This is a genomic window from Stenotrophomonas sp. STEN009 (assembly GCF_056760395.1).
On record NZ_JBRRES010000003.1, the window covers coordinates 103,703 to 122,955 of the forward strand.

The following is a 19,253-nucleotide window of genomic DNA, read 5'->3' on the forward strand; positions in this document are numbered from 1 at the left end:
GTCAGCCTGCCGCCACCGCGCGCTTGGCCGCGGTCACGATCCGGTCCACGCTCGGCAGGTACTTCATCTCCAGGCGGAACAGCGGAATGTGGGTGTCGTAGCCGGTAACGCGCTCGACCGGGGCCAGCAGGTCGTACATCGATTCCTCGGCCAGGCGCGCGGCGATTTCCGCACCGAAGCCCGCGGTCTTCGGGGCCTCCTGCACGATCACGCAGCGGCCGGTCTTGGACACCGACTCGGCGATGGTGGCGAAGTCCAGCGGACGCAGCGTGGCCACGTCGATGACTTCGGCACTGATGCCCTCGCCAGCCAGCTTGTCGGCCGCTTCCAGCGCTTCCTTTACCTGCGCACCCCAGGCGACCAAGGTCACGTCGGTGCCGTCGCGCAGCACGAAGCACACGTCCAGCGGCAGGGCTTCGCCGTCGTTGACGACCACTTCCTTGTACTGGCGGTAGATGCGCTTGGGCTCCATGTAGATCACCGGATCGGGATCGCGCATGGCGGCCAGCAGCAGGCCATAGGCGCGCTGCGGGCTGGACGGCAGCACCACGCGCAGGCCCGGCACGTTGGTGAAGATCGATTCGTTGGCTTCGCTGTGGTGTTCCGGCGCACGGATGCCACCGCCCCACGGCACGCGCAGCACCATCGGGCAGTGCAGGCGGCCACGGGTACGGGTGCGCAGGCGCGCGGCGTGGCAGATGATGTGGTCGACCATCGGGTAGACGAAGCCATCGAACTGGGCTTCGGCCACCGGCTTCATGCCCTGCGCGGCCAGGCCGACGGTGAGGCCGGCGATGGTCGTTTCATCCAGCGGGGTGTCGAGGATGCGCTGCGCACCGAAGCGCTGCTGCAGGCCGGCGGTGGCGCGGAACACGCCGCCGTTGACGCCCACGTCCTCGCCCAGCACCAGCACCGACGGGTCGTGTTCCAGCTCCCAGGCCAGCGCCTGGGTGATGGCTTCGATCAGGGTGATGGGGGTAGCGGTCATTGCGATGTCTCCACCGGCGACAGCAGCGCTGTCGGCGGCATTGGCCTGGGAAGCGGAAGCGCCCGTCTTGATGTCATCCATGGCGCTGCTCCAGGGCAATGGCGGCCGCGCGCTGGGCCAGAAGATCCGGCGGCGGATCGGCATACAGGTAGTCGAACATCGCCTCGACCGGCTGCACCGGGGTATTGAGGTACTGGTTCACTTCCTCGTCGACCCTGGCGCCGCACTGCTCCACCCAGGCCTTTTCTTCGTCCTCGCTCCACACGCCCTGGGCGGTGAGGTACTTGCGCAGGCGCAGCATCGGCTCACGGGTCCAGGCATCCTTCACTTCGGCGTCGTCGCGGTAGCGGCGCGCGTCGTCGGCGGTGGTGTGGTCGGACAGACGGTAGGTCATCAGTTCCAGCACGGTGCCGCCTTCGCCGGCGAGGCCGCGCTCGCGCGCCTGTTCCATCGCCGCCAGCACCGCGATCAGATCGTTGCCGTCCACCTGCAGGCAGTGCAGGCCGCCGGCCAGGCCCTTCTGTGCCAGCGTTTCGGCACCGGTCTGCGCCGAGCGCGGCACCGAGATGGCCCAGCCGTTGTTGACGATGCACAGGATCAGCGGCAGCTTGTAGGCACCGGCAGAGTTCAGCGCGGCATAGAAGTCGGTCTTCGAGCTGCCGCCATCGCCACACACCGCCACCGCGACCTGCTGCTCGTTGTTGAGCTTGAACTTCAGCGCGGCGCCCGCAGCGTGCAGGCACTGCGTGGAAATCGGCACGCAGAACGGGAAGTCCTTCACCGCATTGCCGATGAAGTCGTTGCCGCGCTCGTCGCCGCCCCAGTACATCAGCACGTCGTACGGGCGCACGCCACGCATGAACATCGCGCCGTACTCGCGGTAGCTCGGGCCGAGCACGTCGCCTTCGCGCATGCCGGCGCCGATGCCCACGTGCGCCGCCTCGTGACCCAGGCAGGCGGCATAGGTACCCAGCTTGCCGGTGCGCTGCAGGGCGATGGATTTGCTGTCGAACGTGCGTACGTACAGCATCTGCTTGAACAGCGGCACCAGGACGCGCGGATCCTTCAGGGATTCGGGCAGGTCGTCGCGGACGAGCGTGCCGTCCGCATCCAGATACTGCAGGTATTCGATCTTGAATTCAGCGGCAACCGTCATCGCGTACTGCACCTTCGACAGAGAAGTTACAAATGATATGAATCGCCATGTTAAGGAACGCGTACGAAATAGCCTTCCTGCGGCGCAACACGGCGATTCCCCGTTGTACCCCTGCCGGCGGGTGGAGGGCCAATAACAACAACGTATTCAGTCGTTGCTGCATAGCATCAGAATACGCCTCCGGCTGACTGCCCGCGCAACGTCGCAAACGGTTCCACGCGCGGGCCCGCCATTGCCGGGTGATCCACGGCCCACCGCACGGCCCGGTATGGACCCTCCGGCTGCCAGCGCGGCGGCAACGCGCTACCCTTGCCGCCCCCGATCTGGTCCCGCTCATGTCCGTCGACAACAACCAACGCGATCTCGAAGCCGGCATCCACACCGACCTGCACGGCCGGCTGACCTACGGCGGCTACCTGCGGCTGGACCAGCTGCTCAGTGCCCAGCAGCCGCTGTCCAACCCGCCGCACCATGACGAGATGCTCTTCATCATCCAGCACCAGACGTCGGAGCTGTGGTTGAAGCTGCTGGGGCACGAGCTTGGCGCGGCCATCGGCTTCCTGCAGCGCGATGAAGTCTGGCAGTGCCGCAAGGTGCTGGCCCGCAGCAAGCAGGTGCTGCGCCAGCTCACCGAGCAGTGGTCGGTGCTGGAAACCCTGACCCCGTCCGAATACATGGGCTTCCGCGACGTGCTGGGGCCTTCCTCGGGATTCCAGTCGCTGCAGTACCGCTACATCGAGTTCCTGCTGGGCAACAAGAACGCGCAGATGCTGCAGGTGTTCGAGCATGATCCGGCCGGGCAGGCGCAGCTGCGGAGCGTGCTGGAGGCACCCAGCCTGTACGAGGAATTCCTGAAGTACCTGGCCCGCTTCGGCCACGCCGTGCCGGCGATGTACGAGACCCACGACTGGACCCAGCCGCATGTGGCCGACGACGCCCTGCAGCCGGTCTTCGAGCGCATCTACCAGGACACCGACCGCTACTGGCGCGAGTATTCGCTGTGCGAGGACCTGGTGGACCTGGAGACGGCCTTCCAGCTCTGGCGGTTCCGCCACATGCGTACGGTGATGCGGGTGATCGGCTTCAAGCGTGGTACCGGAGGCTCGTCCGGGGTCGGCTTCCTGCGCCAGGCGCTGGAGCTGACCTTCTTCCCCGAGCTGTTCCAGGTGCGGACCACGCTGCAGGCCGCGCCCCCGCCGGAGCTGGGCTGATCCCCATTCATCCGGATCCCGGCCGGCGGCTGGATCGTTTCAGATGCAAGTTCAGCGAGCAGGCGGCCACCTGCCTCAAACGGCGTGTATTTGACGTGAACGCCACAAGTCGGTGATCCTCGCGCGTTGCTCCATTGCACATCGGACGTGCTCGTCATCCACCGAACCAGGAATCCCGCATGAGCGTAAACGCCACTGCGAACACCCCGGAGCCGGCGCTGCCGGACTTCAAGACCACGCTGGGCCACCCGCGCCCGCTGTGGATGCTGTTCATGACCGAGTTCTGGGAACGCTTTGCGTTCTACGGCATCCGCTGGGCCTTGGTGCTGTACATCGTCGCCCAGTTCTACAACGGCAACGCCGCCGGCGAGGGCGATGCCAGCCGCATCTACGGTGCCTATCTGGCGCTGGTGTACGCGGCGGCGATCTTCGGCGGCTACGTGGCCGACCGGGTGCTGGGCTACCAGCGCTCGATCCTGACCGGCGCGATCATCATGGCGGCCGGCCTGTTCATGATCTCGCTGCCGGAAGAGCATCTGTTCAAGCTCGGCCTGGCCACGATCATCGTGGGCAACGGCCTGTTCAAGCCGAACATCTCCACCATGGTCGGCAAGCTGTATGGCCTGAAGGACGAGCGCCGCGATTCGGGCTTCACCATCTTCTACATGGGCATCAACATCGGCGCGATGATCGCCCCGGTGCTGACCGAGTACCTGGCCCGCAAGGTGTTCGGCACTTCGGAAATGCCGTCGTACAAGGTCGTGTTCATCGCCTCCGGCGTGGGCATGCTGATCTCGCTGGTGTGGTTCTACATCGGCCGGGCCGGCCTGAAGGGCATCGGCGCACCGCCGGCCGGTGCCGAAGGCTTCGGTCGCATCGTGATGGTGCTGGTAGGCGCGCTGGTGGCCATCCCGGTCGCCTACTTCCTGCTGGCGACCGGCGCCACCGCGCTGGCCTGGATCCTGGGCGTGATGTTCGCTGCGCTGGCCGTGCTGCTGCTGGTCGAAGGCATCCGCGAGGGCAAGGTGCAGCGCGACCGCGTGATCGCCATGCTGATCATCTTCGCGTTCAACGTCATGTTCTGGATGTTCTTCGAACAGGCCGGCAGCTCGTTCACCTTCCTGGCCGAGAACATCGTCAACCGTGACTTCGGCAACTGGACCTTCCCGACCGCGTGGTTCCAGTCGGTGAACTCGGTGGCCATCATCACCCTGGCGCCGCTGATCGCCTGGATCTGGGTGGCCCTGGGTCGCGCCAATCCGTCCATCCCGCGCAAGTTCGGCCTGGGCCTGCTGTTCAACGGCGCGGCCTTCGCCCTGCTGATGTTTGCCCTGTCGCAGATGGTCGTGGACGGCAAGATCCCGTTCTGGACCCTGTTCATGGTCTACGTCATCCAGTCCGTCGGTGAGCTGTGCCTGTCGCCGATCGGCCTGTCGATGGTGACCAAGCTGGCCCCGGTCCGCCTGGTCGGCTTCGGCATGGGTGGCTGGTTCCTGTCCACCGGCATCGGCAACAACCTGTCGGGCATCTTCGCCGGCGCCGTCAGTGGTGAAGGCGGCATGACGATCGATTCGGCACTGAAGGGGTATACCTTCGGCTTCTGGGCCCTGATCGGTTCCGGCGTGGTGCTGTTCCTGATTGCCCCGCTGATCAACAAGCTGATGCACGGCGTCAAGTGATGAGAGGGTAGCTGGCATGCGTACGAAGCTCGGTGGTGCGATGGGGATGGTCTGTGCGGCGCTGATCGGCGCGTGTTCGCAACCCCCGCCACCCGCCGCCACCGGGCCGACGCAGCCACTGGATACCCGTCCCACCGAGCCACCGGTCGCTGACCCCAGCGAACCGGTGGCCTCGGGCAACACCCCGGTGGCGGCGGATATCGCCGCCATCGCCGGGCTCAGTGCACAGTTCGACCCGGCCCGCGACCCCGCCGACGATCTGGCCACCGCCAAGGTGGAAGCCCAGCGTGGCAAGAAGCGCATCATCCTCGAGGTCGGCAACGCCGGCTGCGACCGCTGTCATGCGCTGGACCAGATCGTGGAGGGGGATGGCGACCTGCGCCGTTTCCGCGATGCCCACTACGTGTGGGTGAAGGTCAATGAGAGCGACGAGAAGCCCAACAGCGCTTTCCTCGGCCAGTTCCCGGAGATGGGCCGCGACTACCCCTACCTGCTGGTGCTCGATGCCGACGGCACCCTGCTGGCACCGCAGGCAACGGCGGCAATGCGCAGAGGCGAGACCTACCTGCCGGCGCAGGTGATGGCCTTCCTCAAGCAGTGGGCGCCTGATCGGTAGCGCCGGGCCATGCCCGGCGGATGCGCGCGCCGTCACATTCCCAGCATCGCCGCCTCAATTTCATCGCACGCACGCCGTTACCGGCAAGGCTCCCGGTCGACCCGACGTCGACGCACCCTACCGGAACGCCCATGCACAGCGACCACGCCGAACGATTGCCCGATCCTGCCAGCAGCCTGGGCGAGGGTGGTGCTGGCGAGGGCGTGACCCTGCCGGCACAGGACGCACTGCTGGATGACGTCGGCATCGGCGACAGTGCCCCCGAAGCGGCCCCGCCGCACCATCGCCTGCCGCAGATCGCACTGCCTGACAACGTCGTGCTGAAGGGCGCGGTGCAGACGCTGGTGGAACAGAAATCGCGACTCGATGCGCTGGCGTCGCAGGGCCAGCTGGCCGGCCTGCTGCCGCCGGAATGGCAGGGCAACGGCGTACGCGCCATCGAGCTGTCCACCTTCATCCAGGGCGTGCTGCCGTTCCTGCAGCCGGGAGAACGTGGCGAGACCGCGGCCGCACGCCTGCCGGTGCGGCATGTGCTGGGCGACGACAGCCGTTGGGGCCTGCCGGATGTGGCCGAACCGAAGTCGCTGGCGTGGTACCTGGCCAGTGACGAACGCGCCACTGCGGGCGGCAGGGACGTGGCCGAAGCCTTTCTGGTCGGGGCGCTGGGCGTGGCGTGGATGCAGGAGGGGCGCAGCCGCGCGGGATTCCTGCGTGCCGTGGGGCAGGACAGCCTGGCCGCGCGGGTGACCATGCTGGGCTATCCGGCGGCCACCGAGCTGGCGCTGTACAGCGTGGTCGCGCATGGCCAGTCGCAGGTCTGGTGCGTGCACGCTCGCCGTCGCATGCGTCCACTGGTCGCGCCATGGCTGAGCGTGCCGCTGTTGACGGCGTACGGGGTGCCCGCACCGGTGCCGTGGCCGTCCGCGTTCCCGCCCGTGGACGCCGTTGCCGAGGCGCTGGCGACCGCGCGCCAGGGACGCGCGCTGCCCGAGGTGGATCTGGGCAAGGTGGTGGCGAAGATGGCCGAAGACGCAGCCGGCGAAGCATGGCAGCCGGTCAGCCTGCTGCAGCTCAACACGTGGTCGCCGCGCTGGCATTTCTTCCTCGGCACCTTCGTCGGCGTGCCGTCCCTGCTGCTGGTGGCTGCCGCGCTGGCCCTGCCGGGGGCGGTCGAAGCGGCCACGGTTGCCGCGTCGCTGGGCTTTGCCGGTGGCGCGATCGGGGCACTCGCAGTGCCGTGGATCCATGCGCGGCGCAAGCACCTGAGCTGAACCGTGCTGTCCTGAGACCGGGGCCGAGCCCCGGCGGCACGCCTCAGACGCCTTCGCCCATCCGTTCCAGGCCATCGCCCGCCAGGCGCAGGATCAGCGTTTCCAGCAGCTGTTCCTCCTCCTCGCTCAGCACCGACATCAGCTTGCGGGTGATCTCGATCACCAGCGGCGCGATGGTCTCGTACACCTCGAAGCCCGCTGCCGACAGGGCCAGGACCGAGCGGCGACGGTCGTCGCCATGGGTCTCGCGCTTGATGAAGCCACGCTCGAGCAGGCGCGCCACCGCGCGGCTGACCGCCACCTTGTCCATCGCCGTGCGGTCGGAGACCTCGCTGGCCGACGACCCGGGATACAGCGCCAGGATGGTGATGACCCGCCATTCCGGAATGGCCAGACCGTAGCGATCACCGTACAGCTTGGCGATGTTGCCGCTGACCCGGTTGGACAGCACGCTCAGCCGGTAGGGCAGGAACTGTTCCAGGTCGAGCAGGACGTGCGATGCACGCAGGCGTGTCGAAGCGGGATCGGCGGGGCTCATGTTGCGGTGCACCTTGCTGGTGGTTTCAAGTGTAACTATAAGGGTTGGGTCCAGACCCTGCATTCTCGCCGGGTCGTTACCTGCCCGCACCTGGTTTGTACCGATGCGGTACCGATTCGGAGCCCCGCCATGAATACCGCAGTCCAGCCCTCCTCGCATCCCAATCCGGGCATGCAGGTCACCACCTTCGAGAACCCGATGGGCATCGATGGTTTCGAGTTCGTCGAGTTTGCTGCCCCGGCCGGCCGCGGCCAGGAGCTGCACGACTACTTCCGCAGGATGGGCTTCACGGCGGTGCTCAGGCACAAGCAGCGTCCGATTACCGTCTATCGCCAGGGCGACGTCAACTTCCTGGTCAATGAAGACCCGGATTCGTTCGCTGCCGACTTCGCCGAAAAGCATGGTCCGTGCGCCTGCGGCTTCGCCATCCGCTTCAAGAAGCCGGGCCAGGAGGTCTACCAGACCGCGCTGGGCAACGGTGCCGAGGCCATCGGCTTCAAGCCGGACAGCAAGGCGGTCGGCGCGCCGGTCATCAAGGGCATCGGTGACTGCATGCTGTACCTGGTCGACCGCTATGGCAGCGCCGGCAGCATCTACGACGGCGACTACGAGCCGATCGCCGGCGTCGATCAGCATCCGGTGGGCTTCGGCCTGACCTTCATCGACCACCTGACCCACAACCTGTACTTCGGCAACATGCAGCAGTGGTCGGACTACTACGAGCGGCTGTTCAACTTCCGCGAGATCCGCTACTTCGACATCAAGGGCCTGAAGACCGGCCTGGTGTCCAAGGCCATGACCGCGCCGGACGGCATCGTGCGCATTCCGCTCAACGAATCGTCCGATCCGAAGAGCCAGATCAACGAATACCTGGATGCCTACAAGGGAGAGGGCATCCAGCACATCGCCTGCTTCACCGAGAACATCTACGAGACCGTCGAGGCGATGCGTGCGCAGGGTGTGGATTTCCTCGACACACCGGACACCTACTTCGACGTGATCGACCAGCGCGTGCCGAACCATGGCGAGGACGTGCCGCGCCTGGCGAAGAACAAGATCCTGATCGACGCCGATCCGGAAACCCACCAGCGCAAGCTGCTGCAGATCTTCACCCAGAACTGCATCGGCCCGATCTTCTTCGAGATCATCCAGCGCAAGGGCAATGAAGGTTTCGGCGAAGGCAACTTCACTGCGCTGTTCGAGAGCATCGAGCGCGACCAGATCCGCCGCGGCGTGCTGTAACGTTTCAGACCTGCACCCTCAGCGGTAGCGCCGGGCCATGCCCGGCGGCTTTCCGTTCCGGCCTTGCCGTTCCAGGAGCCCCCATGTCCACCTCCATCACCGCCCGTGGCTACCAGTCCGGTTTCGGCAACGAATTCGCCACCGAAGCCGTGGCCGGCGCGCTGCCGGTCGGGCAGAACTCGCCGCAGAAGGTGGCCCATGGCCTGTATGCCGAGCAGCTGTCCGGCACCGCCTTCACCGCGCCGCGCGGCAGCAACCGGCGCAGCTGGCTGTACCGGATCCGCCCGGCGGTGACCCATGGTGAGTTCACCCCGTTCGCGCAATCGCGCCTGCAGTGCGATTTCGGCTCGCAGCCGGCCTCGCCGAACCAGCTGCGCTGGAGCCCGCTGCCGCTGCCGGAACTGCCCACCGACTTCGTCGAAGGGCTGTACACCATGGGCGGCAATGGTTCGCCGGATGCCCACGCCGGCGTCGGCATTCATCTGTATGCCGCGAACCGGGACATGGTTGGCCGCTACTTCTACGATGCCGACGGCGAACTGCTGATCGTGCCCCAGCTGGGTGGGCTGCGCCTGCTGACCGAGCTGGGCGTGATCGAGATCGAACCGCAGCAGATCGCGGTGATTCCGCGTGGCGTGCGCTTCCGCGTCGAGCTGCCTGATGGCCCGAGCCGGGGCTACATCTGCGAGAACTACGGCGCCCTGCTGAAGCTACCCGATCTGGGGCCGATCGGCGCCAACGGCCTGGCCAATCCGCGCGACTTTGAAACCCCGCATGCGGCCTTCGAGGACCTCGACGGTGAGTTCGAACTGATCGCCAAGTTCGAAGGACGCCTGTGGCGCGCGCCGATCGACCATTCGCCGCTGGACGTGGTCGCCTGGCACGGCAATTACGCGCCGTACCGCTACGATCTGCGCCGCTTCAACACCCTCGGTTCGATCAGCTACGACCACCCGGACCCGTCGATCTTCCTGGTACTGCATTCGCCCAGCGACACAGCAGGGACCAGCAACATGGATTTCGCCATCTTCCCGCCGCGCTGGCTGGTTGCGCAGAACACCTTCCGGCCACCGTGGTTCCACCGCAACATCGCCAGCGAGTTCATGGGCCTGGTGCACGGTGCCTACGATGCCAAGGCCGAAGGCTTCGTGCCGGGCGGCGCCTCCCTGCACAACTGCATGAGCGGCCACGGACCGGATGCACCGACCTTCGACAGGGCCTCCAGTGCCGATCTGTCCAGGCCCGACGTGGTCAAGGACACCATGGCCTTCATGTTCGAGACCCGCGCGGTGATCCGCCCGACCGCCCAGGCGCTTGATGCCGGGCACCGGCAGGCCGATTACCAGCAGTGCTGGGCAGGGCTGCGCAACAACTTCCGATGAGCCTCATGCGGCATCGGTGAAGGCGTCGCAGTGCTCCAGCGGCAGGACTTCCAGCAGCCGCTGCCGTACGCGTTCGCAGTAGCCTTCGGAGGTCAGCGCGGGCAGTACCTGCAACGCCGAGTGCAGCACCTGCAGCACATCGGTCTGCGCACGTGCCTGCTGCAGGTCGCGGAACAGCGCCGCTGCCTGCGGATGCCGCTGCATCTCCAGGATGCCCAGCAGATAGATCCGTGAGGCGACCAGCGAGCGGCGCCGTTCGATCGGCGTGGCCGCAGGCGCGGGTGCCTGCGGCCGGGCAGGTGTGCGCCCGGATGCCGCCGCCGCGGGAGGCGGGGCGTCGGTTTCCAGATAGCCGGCATGGATCAGCTGGATCAGCATGGCCGGCGTCTCCTGGCCCATCAGCCCGCTCAGCTCGGTGACGCTGCGCTGGCCATCGCACAGGATGAGCAGCCGGCGCTGGCGCATGTCCAGCGGCGCGCGGTGCGCCTGCAGCGCGGTTCGGGCGAGATCGGTCTTGCGCGGTTGCATGGATGGGACAGCCAGGACGGTGCACGCCGAGCCTGAACGAAGGCGATGAAACAGCGATGACAATGCAGCGCCTGCACGCGGCCTGCGGTAGCGTCCGCCCATCCCTCCTGGAGCGATACCGATGAAGCTGCTGCCATTGGCTGGTCTGATGCTGCTGTCCCTGACCGCCTGTGGCGGTGGTTCGGACAAACAGGGAGCGGCCGGCAGCGGCAGCGACTCGCCGGCCGAGACCGCCAGCGCCACCGGCCCGGCACAATCGGCCGATCCGGACCTGGCGTCACGGCCGGCCAACGATGCCCGCGCCGACAGCCCCGCGCGCCTGGACGGTTTCGGCGGGGTGGCGCTGGGTGCGGGCATCGCCGAGGTGCGCAGCGGCTTCGGCGCGCCGCTGCAGGGGCTGGGCAGCGATGCGGCAGGCAGGCCATTGCCGGCCGACGACGGCAACGAGGACTGCTATTTCCTGCGTCCGCAGCAGGCCGATGACCCACGCCTGATGATCGAAGGCCGCAAGCTGGTCCGCTATGACGTGCGCAGCGCCGCCATCACCGCGCCGGGCGGCGGCAGGGTCGGCATGACCCTGGGCGAGTTGCAGGTGCTGTATCCGGAGCGTGCCGATGTCGGTCCCGACAAGTACGACGACAAGGCCCAGCACCTGCGCGTGCGTCCGGCGCAGGAAGGTGCGGCGGTGATCGATTTCGCCCTGGGGCCCGACGGCCGGGTCAGCGCGTGGCGGGTCGGCCAGACCCCGCAGGTCGATTACACCGAAGGTTGTGGCTGATCCTTGATGCAGCGCCCAGCCTCGCGGCCGGGCCAAGCGTAGAATCGCGCGACGACCGCTGGGGGAGTGCTCGATGATCGCCATTGCCATCGCCTGGTTTCTGCTTGGCCTGCTGCTGCTGGGGCTCGGCGGAGACTCCATCGTCAAGGCCGTTTCCGGCCTGGCCCAGCGCTTCGGTGCCCGCCCGTTCACGGCGGGTCTGCTGCTGCTCGGCGTGGCGACGTCGATGCCGGAGCTGGTGGTCAACGCCCGCGCGCTGGCCGTGGGCCAGCCGGAACTGGCGCTGGGCAACGCGGTGGGCAGCAGCATCGCCAACCTGGGCCTGACGCTGGCGATCGCGGCGATCGCGGCCCCGTTGCTGCTGCGCGCGCGCCTGCAGGCCGTGCTCTGGTGGTCGCTGCTGGGGGCCGGCGTTCTGTTGATCCTGTTCGGGCTGGATGCCCGCCTCGCGCGCTGGGAAGGTGTCGTGCTGCTGGCCGGCTTCGTCGTCATGCAGGCCGTGCTGATGCGCCGTGGCCGCAGTGAGACCGCCGATGTGCAGGCGGCCATCGCACGATCGGCGCTGAGCCGCACCAGCCTGCCGTTGAATATGCTGCGTGTGCTGGTGGCCGTGGTGGCCCTTTACTGGGGGGCGCGGCTGGTCGTTGGCGCGGCGGCCGACTTCGGCGTCGCACTTGGATGGACGCCGCTGCTGGTCGGCCTGCTGCCGCTTGCGATCGGCACGGCCTTGCCGGAGGTGGCCACCGCCATCGCCGCCGCGCGGCGTGGCCATGGCGACATGGTGCTGGGCCACGTGCTCGGCTCCAGCGCGGTCAATCTGCTGCTGGTGATCGGCGCGATGGCGGCGCTGCAGCCGCTGGCCCTGCCGGCATCGTTCGTGCGCCTGGAACTGCCCGCGCTGCTGGCCTTTGCCCTGGTGCTGTATCCGATGCTGCGTGGCGACCTGAAGATCAGCCGTGGCGAAGGCGTGATCCTGCTGGTGGCGTTCTTCGGCTGGTTCGTATTGGAACTGCTGCTGGTGGGTGCACCGGCACTGTAGCGCCGAGCCCATGCACGGCTCGGCAGTAGATCCCCGCCCTGAGTGGATGCGGGGAGTCGTGTGATCAGCGTGTCGGGCTCTGCTCTTCTTTCCGCGCCGGCTCCGGCGGCGGCAGCTGCTCTTCGGCAGCCCGTTCGTTGCCGGGCAGGGTAGGACGGGTTTCCATCAAAAGCGACAACGCGGCCTTGGCCATCATGTGCGCGCTGATCGGCGCGGTGATGAACAGGAAGACGGTGATCAGCAGCTCGCGCGGCTGCGGATCCTGGCCGAGGAAGATGTGGTAGCAGACCGAACACACCAGCACGCAGCCCACGCCCAGCGTGCTGGCCTTGGTCGGCGCATGCAGCCGCTTGAAGAAGGTCGACAGCTTCACCAGGCCCAGCGCACCGACCAGGATGAAGAAGCAGCCGAACAGCAGCAGGACCGACAGGCCGATCTGGATCGCGGTGATCATTCGACGATGTCCCGGCGCAGCACGAACTTGCTCAGCACCACGGTGCTGCCGAAGCCGAGCATGGCGATCACCAGTGCGGCCTCGAAGTAGATCGGCGAGTTGAGGTACATGCCGAACAGCATCAGTTCGGCGATGGCAGTCACTGAAAGTGTGTCGAGGGCGAGGATGCGGTCAGGCACGCTCGGGCCGCGCAGCAGGCGCCAGGTCGCCAGCAGCATGGCCAGTCCGACCACGTGCATGCATACCACCAGGGTGGTCTGGATGACTTCAAAACCGGTCATGGGAAGATCTCCATCAACGGGGCTTCGTAACGTTGCTTGATCGTGTCGATCAGCGCCTGTGGATCCTCCAGGTGCAGCACGTGCACCAGCAGGAACCTGCGGTCGTCGCTGAGTGCCGCCGACACCGTACCCGGGGTCAGGGTGATCATGCTGGTCAGCGCGGCGATGCCGTGGATGTTGGCGATGTCCAGCGGCAGCCAGATGAAGCCCGGATGGATGTTCTTCTCCGGGCCGAGCACCTGCAGGGCCACCCGGATGTTGGACATCAGGATGTCCCACAGGGTGACGCACAGCAGCTTCGGTACCGGGCGCAACGTACCGATGCGGGCGAACTCGCGATCCAGGCGCGCGGCGAACAGCGGCACGACCACGCCCAGCACAAGGCCCAGCAGGATCTGGCCAAGGTTGAAGCTGTCGGACATCAGCAGCCAGAACGCCACCACCATCATGCTCAGTGCGGGCGACGGTACCAGGCGGCGGAACAGGGGGCGTTGCGCGGTCATGGCTGGCGGATCTCCGGTGTGGTCGCGCGCAACTGCTGCACGTACTCGCCCGGCTGCAGCAGCTGGGCGGCGGTGGCGTCGGTATGGCGCATCAGCGGGGCGGCGGCCAGGGTCATGCCGATGCCGTAGGCCAGCAGGATGCAGGCAGCGAACAGCTCGACCCTGCGCAGCTTGGCCTTGCGGGGCGGCGGCGCGTCCGGCTCGGGCAGCGGCACGCGCCAGAACAGGCGGATGCCTCCTCGGGTCAGGCCCATGATGACCAGCAGGCTGCTGACCAGCACGGCCGTCCATACCGCGCCGGTGTACTGCGCCGGCATCCCGGCCAGCAGGGCGGCCTTGGCCAGGAAGCCCGACAGCGGCGGAAGTCCGGCGACCGACACGGCGCCGATCAGGAACAGTACCGCCGGCGTTTCCTTGCCCGGCATCGGTGCGATCACTTCCTTGCGGTCGCTGGCACCGCCGCGTCGGCGTCGGATCAGGTCGGCCACCAGGAACAGCGCGGCAGCGACGAAACTGCTGTGTGGCAGATAGTACAGACCGGCGGAGAGCACCTTCGGCGTGCCCACCGAGAAGGCAATGAACAGGGTCGCGGCCGAGACGATCACCAGGTAGGAGATCAGCACGCGCAGGCGCGCGGCGGCCAGCGCGCCCAGGCCGCCCAGTACCAGCGTGGCCACGCCGGCCCACAGCAGCCAGTCGCGTCCGTATCCGGCCATCGCGCCGGCGTCCTCGCCGAACCACAGCATCTGCACGCGCAGCACGGCGTACAGGCCGACCTTGGTCATGATCGCAAACAGCGCAGCGACCGCAGCAGGTGCGCGCGCGTACGATTCGGGCAGCCAAAGGTACAGCGGCATCAGGGCGGCCTTGGCGCAGAACACCAGCAGCAGCAGGCCCATCGTGGCCTTCACCAGGGTCAGCTGTGCCGGCGGAACCTCGGCGATGCGCTGCGACAGCTCCGCCATGTTCAACGAGCCGAGCGAGGCGTACAGCAGGCCGAGTGCGATCAGGAACAGCGTCGATGCGGTGACATTGAACACCACGTAGTGCAGGCCGATGCGCATGCGCAGGCCACGGCCGCCGCTCAGCAGCAGGCCGTAGGAAGCGATCAGCATCACCTCGAAGAACACGAACAGGTTGAAGATGTCGCCGGTGAGGAACGCACCGTTGAGGCCGACCAACTGGAACTGGAACAGCGCATGGAAGTGCGGCGCGCGCCGGTCCCAGCCCGAGCAGGCATGCAGCAGGCAGGGGATGGCCAGCAGCAGGGTGGTCAGCAGCATCCACGCCGACAGCCGGTCGGCCACCAGCGCGATGCCCAGGCGCGAGGGCCAGTCACCCAGCAGGTAGACGCGGATGTCACCGCCTGCCGTATCGGCGAACAGCAGCCCGACCACCACGGCCAGGGCCGCCAGTGCCGTCCAGGCCACGGTCCGCTGTACCTTCGGACCATAGCGGCGATGCTCGACGAACAGTGACAGTGCGGCGCCGAGCAGGGGAACCAGGATCGGCAGGATCACCAGATGGTTCATGCGCGGTCCTCGCCCTGGCGCGGCGGCGCATCGTCATCGGGCTCGTGCGCGTCCACGTGGTCGCTGTGGTTGTCGCTGCGGCTGCGCATGGCCAGCACGATGCTCACTGCAGTCATCGCGAAGGCGATCACGATGGCCGTCAGTACCAGCGCCTGTGGCAACGGGTCGGTGTAGTTGCCCAGGTGGCTTTCGACGCCTTCCTGCAGTACCGGTGCCTTGCCCTGCACCAGGCGCCCACCGGCAAAGATCAGCAGGTTGGTGGCGTAGGACAGGAAGGTCATGCCAAGGATCACGTCGAAGCTGCGCGCCCGCAGCAGCAGGTACACGCCGATGGCGGTCAGCACGCCGATCGCGGTGGCCAGGGCCAGTTCCATCAGTGCATCTCCCCGGTGCGGGCCGAACGGCGTTGCAGATCGATCTCGCCCTTGCGGGCGGTGCGGGTTCGAGAGGGCTTGACCGTGCCCATCATCGACAGCATCAGCATGGCGCCACCGAACACCACCAGGTACACGCCGATGTCGAAGCCGATCGCGCTGGCCAGCGGCACGTCGCCGATCAGCGGCAGGTGCAGGTCGAGGTGCCCGCTGGTCAGGAACGGCACGCCGAACAGCATCGAAGCACTGCCACTGAGCAGGGCGATCAGCAGGCCGGTGCCGATGCACCGGATGTAGTCGAAGCCGAAGCGCGACTCCACCGATGCCGTACCCTGGATCACGTACTGGATCAGCAGCGGCACCGCCAGTACCAGGCCGGCGATGAACCCGCCGCCCGGGGCGTTGTGACCGCGCAGGAACAGGAAGATGGAGACCGTCAGCGTCAGCGGGAACATGATCTGCGCCAGGTCGGCCGGTACCGGCAGCTTGATCGGCGGCCCGGGCATGATCTGCTCCGGGGCCATCCGCGTGCGGCGCAGCAGCGCGTGCACCACCAGCGCGGCGATGCCGAACACGGTGATCTCGCCGAAGGTATCAAAGCCGCGGAAGTCGACCAGGATCACGTTGACCACGTTCTGGCCATACGCTTCGGGCAGGGCACGCGCGACCAGCTCACCGGCCATGGTGTTCGGCGGCAGGGTCATCGCGGTATAGGCCAGCGCGCCGAGACCGGAACCGGCGATGACCGCGATCAGCGCGTCGCGGCGCTTGCGCCAGCGCGGCCGCTCCGGTCCGGACTGGGCGGGCAGATAGTTCATCCCCAGCAGCATCAGGACCAGGGTCACCATCTCCACCAGCAGCTGGGTCAGTGCCAGATCCGGTGCCGACAGGAACACGAAGGTCAGCGCCACCATCAGGCCGACCCCGCCCACCAGCAGCACCGCCAGCAGGCGCTGCTTGTACACGCGCAGCGTGGCGATCGCGCAGCCCATCATCACCAGCCACAACGCCCAGCCCAGCAGTGGAATCGGCTGCGGCGCGGTCCAGTTCGGGGACGCCGGGTTCGCCACGAACGGCGCGGCGGCCACCACGATCGCGACCAGCACCAGGCCCAGCAGCATCCGCTGCAGGCTGCCGTTGGCAATGCCGTTGGTCAGGCGCATGGCCAGTGCGGAAACCGCATCCAGCTGCGCATGGAACACGTTGCGGCCGGTGGTGGTATTGGTCACGGCATGCAGGTTGATCAGCTTGCGCAGGCCGAAGTACAGGGCGATACCGCCCACCACGCCGATCGCGCTCATCGCCAGCGGCAGGTTGAAGCCATGCCATACCGACAGGCTGTACTCGGGCATGGCGCTGCCGAGGATGGAGGCGGCAGCGGCATGCAGGACCGGCGCCACCGTCAGCGCGGGCGCGATGCCGACTGCCACGCAGACCACCACCAGCAGTTCCACCGGTACCTTCATCCAGCGCGGCGGTTCATGGGGAACGCGGTCCAGCCCGTGCGGGCCGGGGCCGAAGAAGGTGTCGTGCACGAAGCGCAGGCTGTAGGCCACGCCGAACACGCCGGCCAGCAACGCCGCGATCGACACCGCCATGCGCATGGTCTCGGTGCCGCCGGCGCTGATCGCCTCGGCGAACAGCATTTCCTTGGACAGGAAGCCGTTGAGCAGCGGAATGCCGGCCATGGCCAGCGAGGCGATGATCGCCAGTGCGCTGGTGAAGGGCATCAGTTTCCGCAGTCCGCCCAGCTTGCGCATGTCGCGGGTGCCGGTCTCATGGTCGATGATGCCGGCGGCCATGAACAGCGAGGCCTTGAAGGTGGCGTGGTTGAGGATGTGGAACACGCCGGCGACCACCGCCATCGGCGTGGACAGGCCGAACAGCAGGGTGATCAGGCCCAGGTGGGAGATCGTCGAATACGCCAGCAGCCCTTTCAGGTCGTGCTGGAAGATCGCGTTCCAGGCGCCGATCAGCAGGGTCAGCGCGCCGATGCCGCTCACCGTATAGAAGAACAGGTCACTGCCGGCCAGTACCGGATGCAGGCGCGCCAGCAGGAACACGCCTGCTTTGACCATGGTGGCCGAGTGCAGGTAGGCCGAGACCGGTGTCGGTGCCGCCATCGCATGCGGCAACCAGAAATGGAACGGGAACTGGGCGCTCTTGGTGAAGATGCCGGCCAGCACCAGGAACAGGGCATAGGGATACAGCGCGCTGGCGCGGATCTGTTCACCGGCCGCCAGCACCACATCCAGGTCGAAGCTGCCGACGATGCGCCCGATCAGCAGCACGCCACCGAGCAGGGCCAGCCCGCCGCCGCCGGTGATCACCAGCGCCATGCGTGCGCCCTCGCGCGCATCCTGGCGATGTGACCAGAAGCCGATCAGCAGGAACGAGCTGATGCTGGTCATTTCCCAGAAGATCATCAGCAACAGCAGGTTGCCCGACAGCACCATGCCGAGCATGGCGCCCATGAACAGCAGCAGGTAGCAGTAGAAGCGGTGGGCGTTGTCCTGCGCACTGAGGTAGTACCGCGCGTACAGCACCACCAGCGCGCCGATGCCCAGCACCAGGCCGGCAAACATCCAGGCCAGGCCGTCCAGCCGAAGATGGAAGTCCAGGCCGATCTGCGGCAGCCAGGGCAGCAGGGTGCGGACGATCTGGCCGTCGAGCACCGCCGGGGTCAGCCAGCCGAGAATGGCCAAGCCGCCCAACGGCGCCAGCGCCGCCAGCCAGGCAGCAGTCGAGCGCGAACTACGGGGGAAGGCCGCAACAGCCGCTGCCATCAGGAACGGCAGGGCCAGCAGCAGAGGCAGGCTGGGGAGCATGCAGGGAATCCATGATTCACGAGCAGGTCAGTGAGGATAACAGGCTGCGAAATGTCGCCGAAAGCCATCGAACGGCGATCAATTGCCTGTAACGTTCGCTGATTCATTTTTTTGCAGTGCAGCATCTGCTCCGCGGTGCCGGCAGGGGCTGCACCCTACGCCCGCGCACGGCGACCGCAGGCCCTGTCGCACAGGGGCTGCCGCTGCGACAGGCGCTCAGGCAAAGGGCTGAGCGTGCAGGCTGGCAGGCCGGCAGTGGACCGCAGGTGAGGAAACCCGCCCGTTCAGGAAGCGAGGGTGACGCTCGCCCGGAGGCGTGTCAGTAACGCCAGTCGAGCCTGCGATAGAGCTTGGCCATCACCCAGGCCGGGCCGATCAGCAGGTAAGTCAGGTCGGTCAGGAAGCTGGGCTTGCGGCCCTCGAACTTGTGCCCGATGAACTGCGCGATCCAGGCCACCACGAACACCGTCACCGCCAGCCAGAACAGGTTGTGCAGGCCGATCTCGGCCTCCAGCAGGCGGCACAGGCAGCCGAACACGAAGAACTGGATGAGCATGCCGATGCCCAGCGGACGCGACAGCTTGTTGTAGAAGCACCAGGCACTGAACATCGCGAACGCCGACCAGATGCCGTACTGGAACCAGGTGATCAGGGGGGGCAGGCACCACAGCAGGGCCACGGCCGACCACAGGATGGCCGGTACCGCGACCACGTGGATGCGCTGGTTGATCGTATTGCGGTGATCGTCGGAGTAGCTGGCGAAGTAGCGGTCGATCGGCCGCGCGAGCTCGGTGGTGGTCTGCATGCTTCTTCGCTTCCTCCGGTGAGGCCGACAGCATACTCCCGGGCGCCT

19 protein-coding genes are annotated in these 19,253 nt (G+C 67.1%); 8 read left to right on the forward strand and 11 right to left on the reverse strand.

Annotated features, from left to right (window positions below; all coding sequences use genetic code 11):
- Nucleotide 1 precedes the first annotated feature (1 nt).
- Together ACVOMM_RS02450 and pdhA are read right to left on the reverse strand one after the other, a co-directional pair.
- Nucleotides 2–1,069, reverse strand: coding sequence for an alpha-ketoacid dehydrogenase subunit beta (locus ACVOMM_RS02450; RefSeq protein ID WP_053519853.1), 1,068 nt, complete (start codon nucleotides 1,067–1,069; stop codon nucleotides 2–4).
- Nucleotides 1,062–2,144: a pyruvate dehydrogenase (acetyl-transferring) E1 component subunit alpha gene (pdhA, locus tag ACVOMM_RS02455; protein WP_414488283.1), complete on the reverse strand. Its 1,083-nt coding sequence runs from the start codon at nucleotides 2,142–2,144 to the stop codon at nucleotides 1,062–1,064. Before pdhA ends, ACVOMM_RS02450 begins: the two co-directional genes overlap by 8 nt.
- 335 nt (nucleotides 2,145–2,479) lie before the next feature.
- Between pdhA and ACVOMM_RS02460 the strand changes: the two genes are divergently transcribed.
- The 4 genes from ACVOMM_RS02460 to ACVOMM_RS02475 all read left to right on the forward strand — a co-directional run bounded on the left by ACVOMM_RS02460 (nucleotide 2,480) and on the right by ACVOMM_RS02475 (nucleotide 6,921).
- Nucleotides 2,480–3,355, forward strand: coding sequence for a tryptophan 2,3-dioxygenase (locus tag ACVOMM_RS02460; RefSeq protein WP_053519851.1), 876 nt, complete (start codon nucleotides 2,480–2,482; stop codon nucleotides 3,353–3,355).
- A gap of 179 nt (nucleotides 3,356–3,534) precedes the next feature.
- A complete protein-coding gene (locus tag ACVOMM_RS02465) occupies nucleotides 3,535–5,034 on the forward strand; it encodes a peptide MFS transporter (protein ID WP_053519850.1) in 1,500 nt (499 codons plus the stop codon).
- Between the two features lie 16 nt (nucleotides 5,035–5,050).
- Nucleotides 5,051–5,650, forward strand: a complete 600-nt coding sequence (locus ACVOMM_RS02470; RefSeq protein WP_053519849.1) for a thioredoxin family protein — start codon at nucleotides 5,051–5,053, stop codon at nucleotides 5,648–5,650.
- A 131-nt stretch (nucleotides 5,651–5,781) separates the two neighbouring features.
- Nucleotides 5,782–6,921 carry a hypothetical protein gene (locus tag ACVOMM_RS02475; RefSeq protein ID WP_128988911.1) on the forward strand — a complete coding sequence of 380 codons (1,140 nt, stop codon included), beginning with the start codon at nucleotides 5,782–5,784 and terminating at the stop codon, nucleotides 6,919–6,921.
- Nucleotides 6,922–6,964: 43 nt separating this feature from the next.
- Here the strand turns inward: ACVOMM_RS02475 and ACVOMM_RS02480 are convergent, their stop codons facing one another.
- The gene (locus tag ACVOMM_RS02480; protein ID WP_065174367.1) at nucleotides 6,965–7,459 is read right to left on the reverse strand and encodes a MarR family winged helix-turn-helix transcriptional regulator; all 495 of its coding nucleotides are present in this window, start codon (nucleotides 7,457–7,459) and stop codon (nucleotides 6,965–6,967) included.
- A 129-nt stretch (nucleotides 7,460–7,588) separates the two neighbouring features.
- Between ACVOMM_RS02480 and hppD the strand changes: the two genes are divergently transcribed.
- The gene (gene hppD / locus ACVOMM_RS02485; protein WP_227255313.1) at nucleotides 7,589–8,701 is read left to right on the forward strand and encodes a 4-hydroxyphenylpyruvate dioxygenase; all 1,113 of its coding nucleotides are present in this window, start codon (nucleotides 7,589–7,591) and stop codon (nucleotides 8,699–8,701) included.
- 83 nt (nucleotides 8,702–8,784) lie between these two features.
- Nucleotides 8,785–10,083 carry a homogentisate 1,2-dioxygenase gene (hmgA, locus tag ACVOMM_RS02490; RefSeq protein WP_065174368.1) on the forward strand — a complete coding sequence of 433 codons (1,299 nt, stop codon included), beginning with the start codon at nucleotides 8,785–8,787 and terminating at the stop codon, nucleotides 10,081–10,083.
- Between the two features lie 3 nt (nucleotides 10,084–10,086).
- On the opposite strand, the gene ACVOMM_RS02495 is transcribed toward hmgA, so the two are convergent.
- A complete protein-coding gene (locus ACVOMM_RS02495) occupies nucleotides 10,087–10,611 on the reverse strand; it encodes a hypothetical protein (protein ID WP_262101380.1) in 525 nt (174 codons plus the stop codon).
- A gap of 121 nt (nucleotides 10,612–10,732) precedes the next feature.
- Here ACVOMM_RS02495 and ACVOMM_RS02500 point away from each other — a divergent pair, with 121 nt between their 5' ends.
- Nucleotides 10,733–11,389: a hypothetical protein gene (locus tag ACVOMM_RS02500; RefSeq protein WP_053515542.1), complete on the forward strand. Its 657-nt coding sequence runs from the start codon at nucleotides 10,733–10,735 to the stop codon at nucleotides 11,387–11,389.
- 73 nt (nucleotides 11,390–11,462) lie between these two features.
- Nucleotides 11,463–12,428 carry a sodium:calcium antiporter gene (locus ACVOMM_RS02505; RefSeq protein ID WP_481525853.1) on the forward strand — a complete coding sequence of 322 codons (966 nt, stop codon included), beginning with the start codon at nucleotides 11,463–11,465 and terminating at the stop codon, nucleotides 12,426–12,428.
- Between the two features lie 64 nt (nucleotides 12,429–12,492).
- On the opposite strand, the gene ACVOMM_RS02510 is transcribed toward ACVOMM_RS02505, so the two are convergent.
- The 7 genes from ACVOMM_RS02510 to ACVOMM_RS02540 form a co-directional block, all read right to left on the reverse strand.
- Nucleotides 12,493–12,882, reverse strand: coding sequence for a Na+/H+ antiporter subunit G (locus tag ACVOMM_RS02510; protein WP_053515546.1), 390 nt, complete (start codon nucleotides 12,880–12,882; stop codon nucleotides 12,493–12,495).
- Nucleotides 12,879–13,163 (reverse strand): K+/H+ antiporter subunit F, encoded by a 285-nt coding sequence (locus tag ACVOMM_RS02515; protein WP_053515548.1) that lies wholly within the window; start codon nucleotides 13,161–13,163, stop codon nucleotides 12,879–12,881. The genes ACVOMM_RS02510 and ACVOMM_RS02515 overlap by 4 nt, the downstream gene beginning before the upstream one ends.
- Nucleotides 13,160–13,666 (reverse strand): Na+/H+ antiporter subunit E, encoded by a 507-nt coding sequence (locus ACVOMM_RS02520; RefSeq protein ID WP_180875583.1) that lies wholly within the window; start codon nucleotides 13,664–13,666, stop codon nucleotides 13,160–13,162. The genes ACVOMM_RS02515 and ACVOMM_RS02520 overlap by 4 nt, the downstream gene beginning before the upstream one ends.
- A complete protein-coding gene (locus ACVOMM_RS02525) occupies nucleotides 13,663–15,198 on the reverse strand; it encodes a monovalent cation/H+ antiporter subunit D (protein ID WP_053515551.1) in 1,536 nt (511 codons plus the stop codon). Before ACVOMM_RS02525 ends, ACVOMM_RS02520 begins: the two co-directional genes overlap by 4 nt.
- Nucleotides 15,195–15,572, reverse strand: coding sequence for a Na+/H+ antiporter subunit C (locus tag ACVOMM_RS02530; RefSeq protein ID WP_053515553.1), 378 nt, complete (start codon nucleotides 15,570–15,572; stop codon nucleotides 15,195–15,197). Before ACVOMM_RS02530 ends, ACVOMM_RS02525 begins: the two co-directional genes overlap by 4 nt.
- A complete protein-coding gene (locus tag ACVOMM_RS02535; RefSeq protein WP_197600275.1) occupies nucleotides 15,572–18,400 on the reverse strand; it encodes a monovalent cation/H+ antiporter subunit A in 2,829 nt (942 codons plus the stop codon). The genes ACVOMM_RS02530 and ACVOMM_RS02535 overlap by 1 nt, the downstream gene beginning before the upstream one ends.
- Nucleotides 18,401–18,719: 319 nt before the next feature.
- A complete protein-coding gene (locus tag ACVOMM_RS02540) occupies nucleotides 18,720–19,205 on the reverse strand; it encodes an Mpo1 family 2-hydroxy fatty acid dioxygenase (RefSeq protein ID WP_053515557.1) in 486 nt (161 codons plus the stop codon).
- Nucleotides 19,206–19,253: the final 48 nt, after the last annotated feature.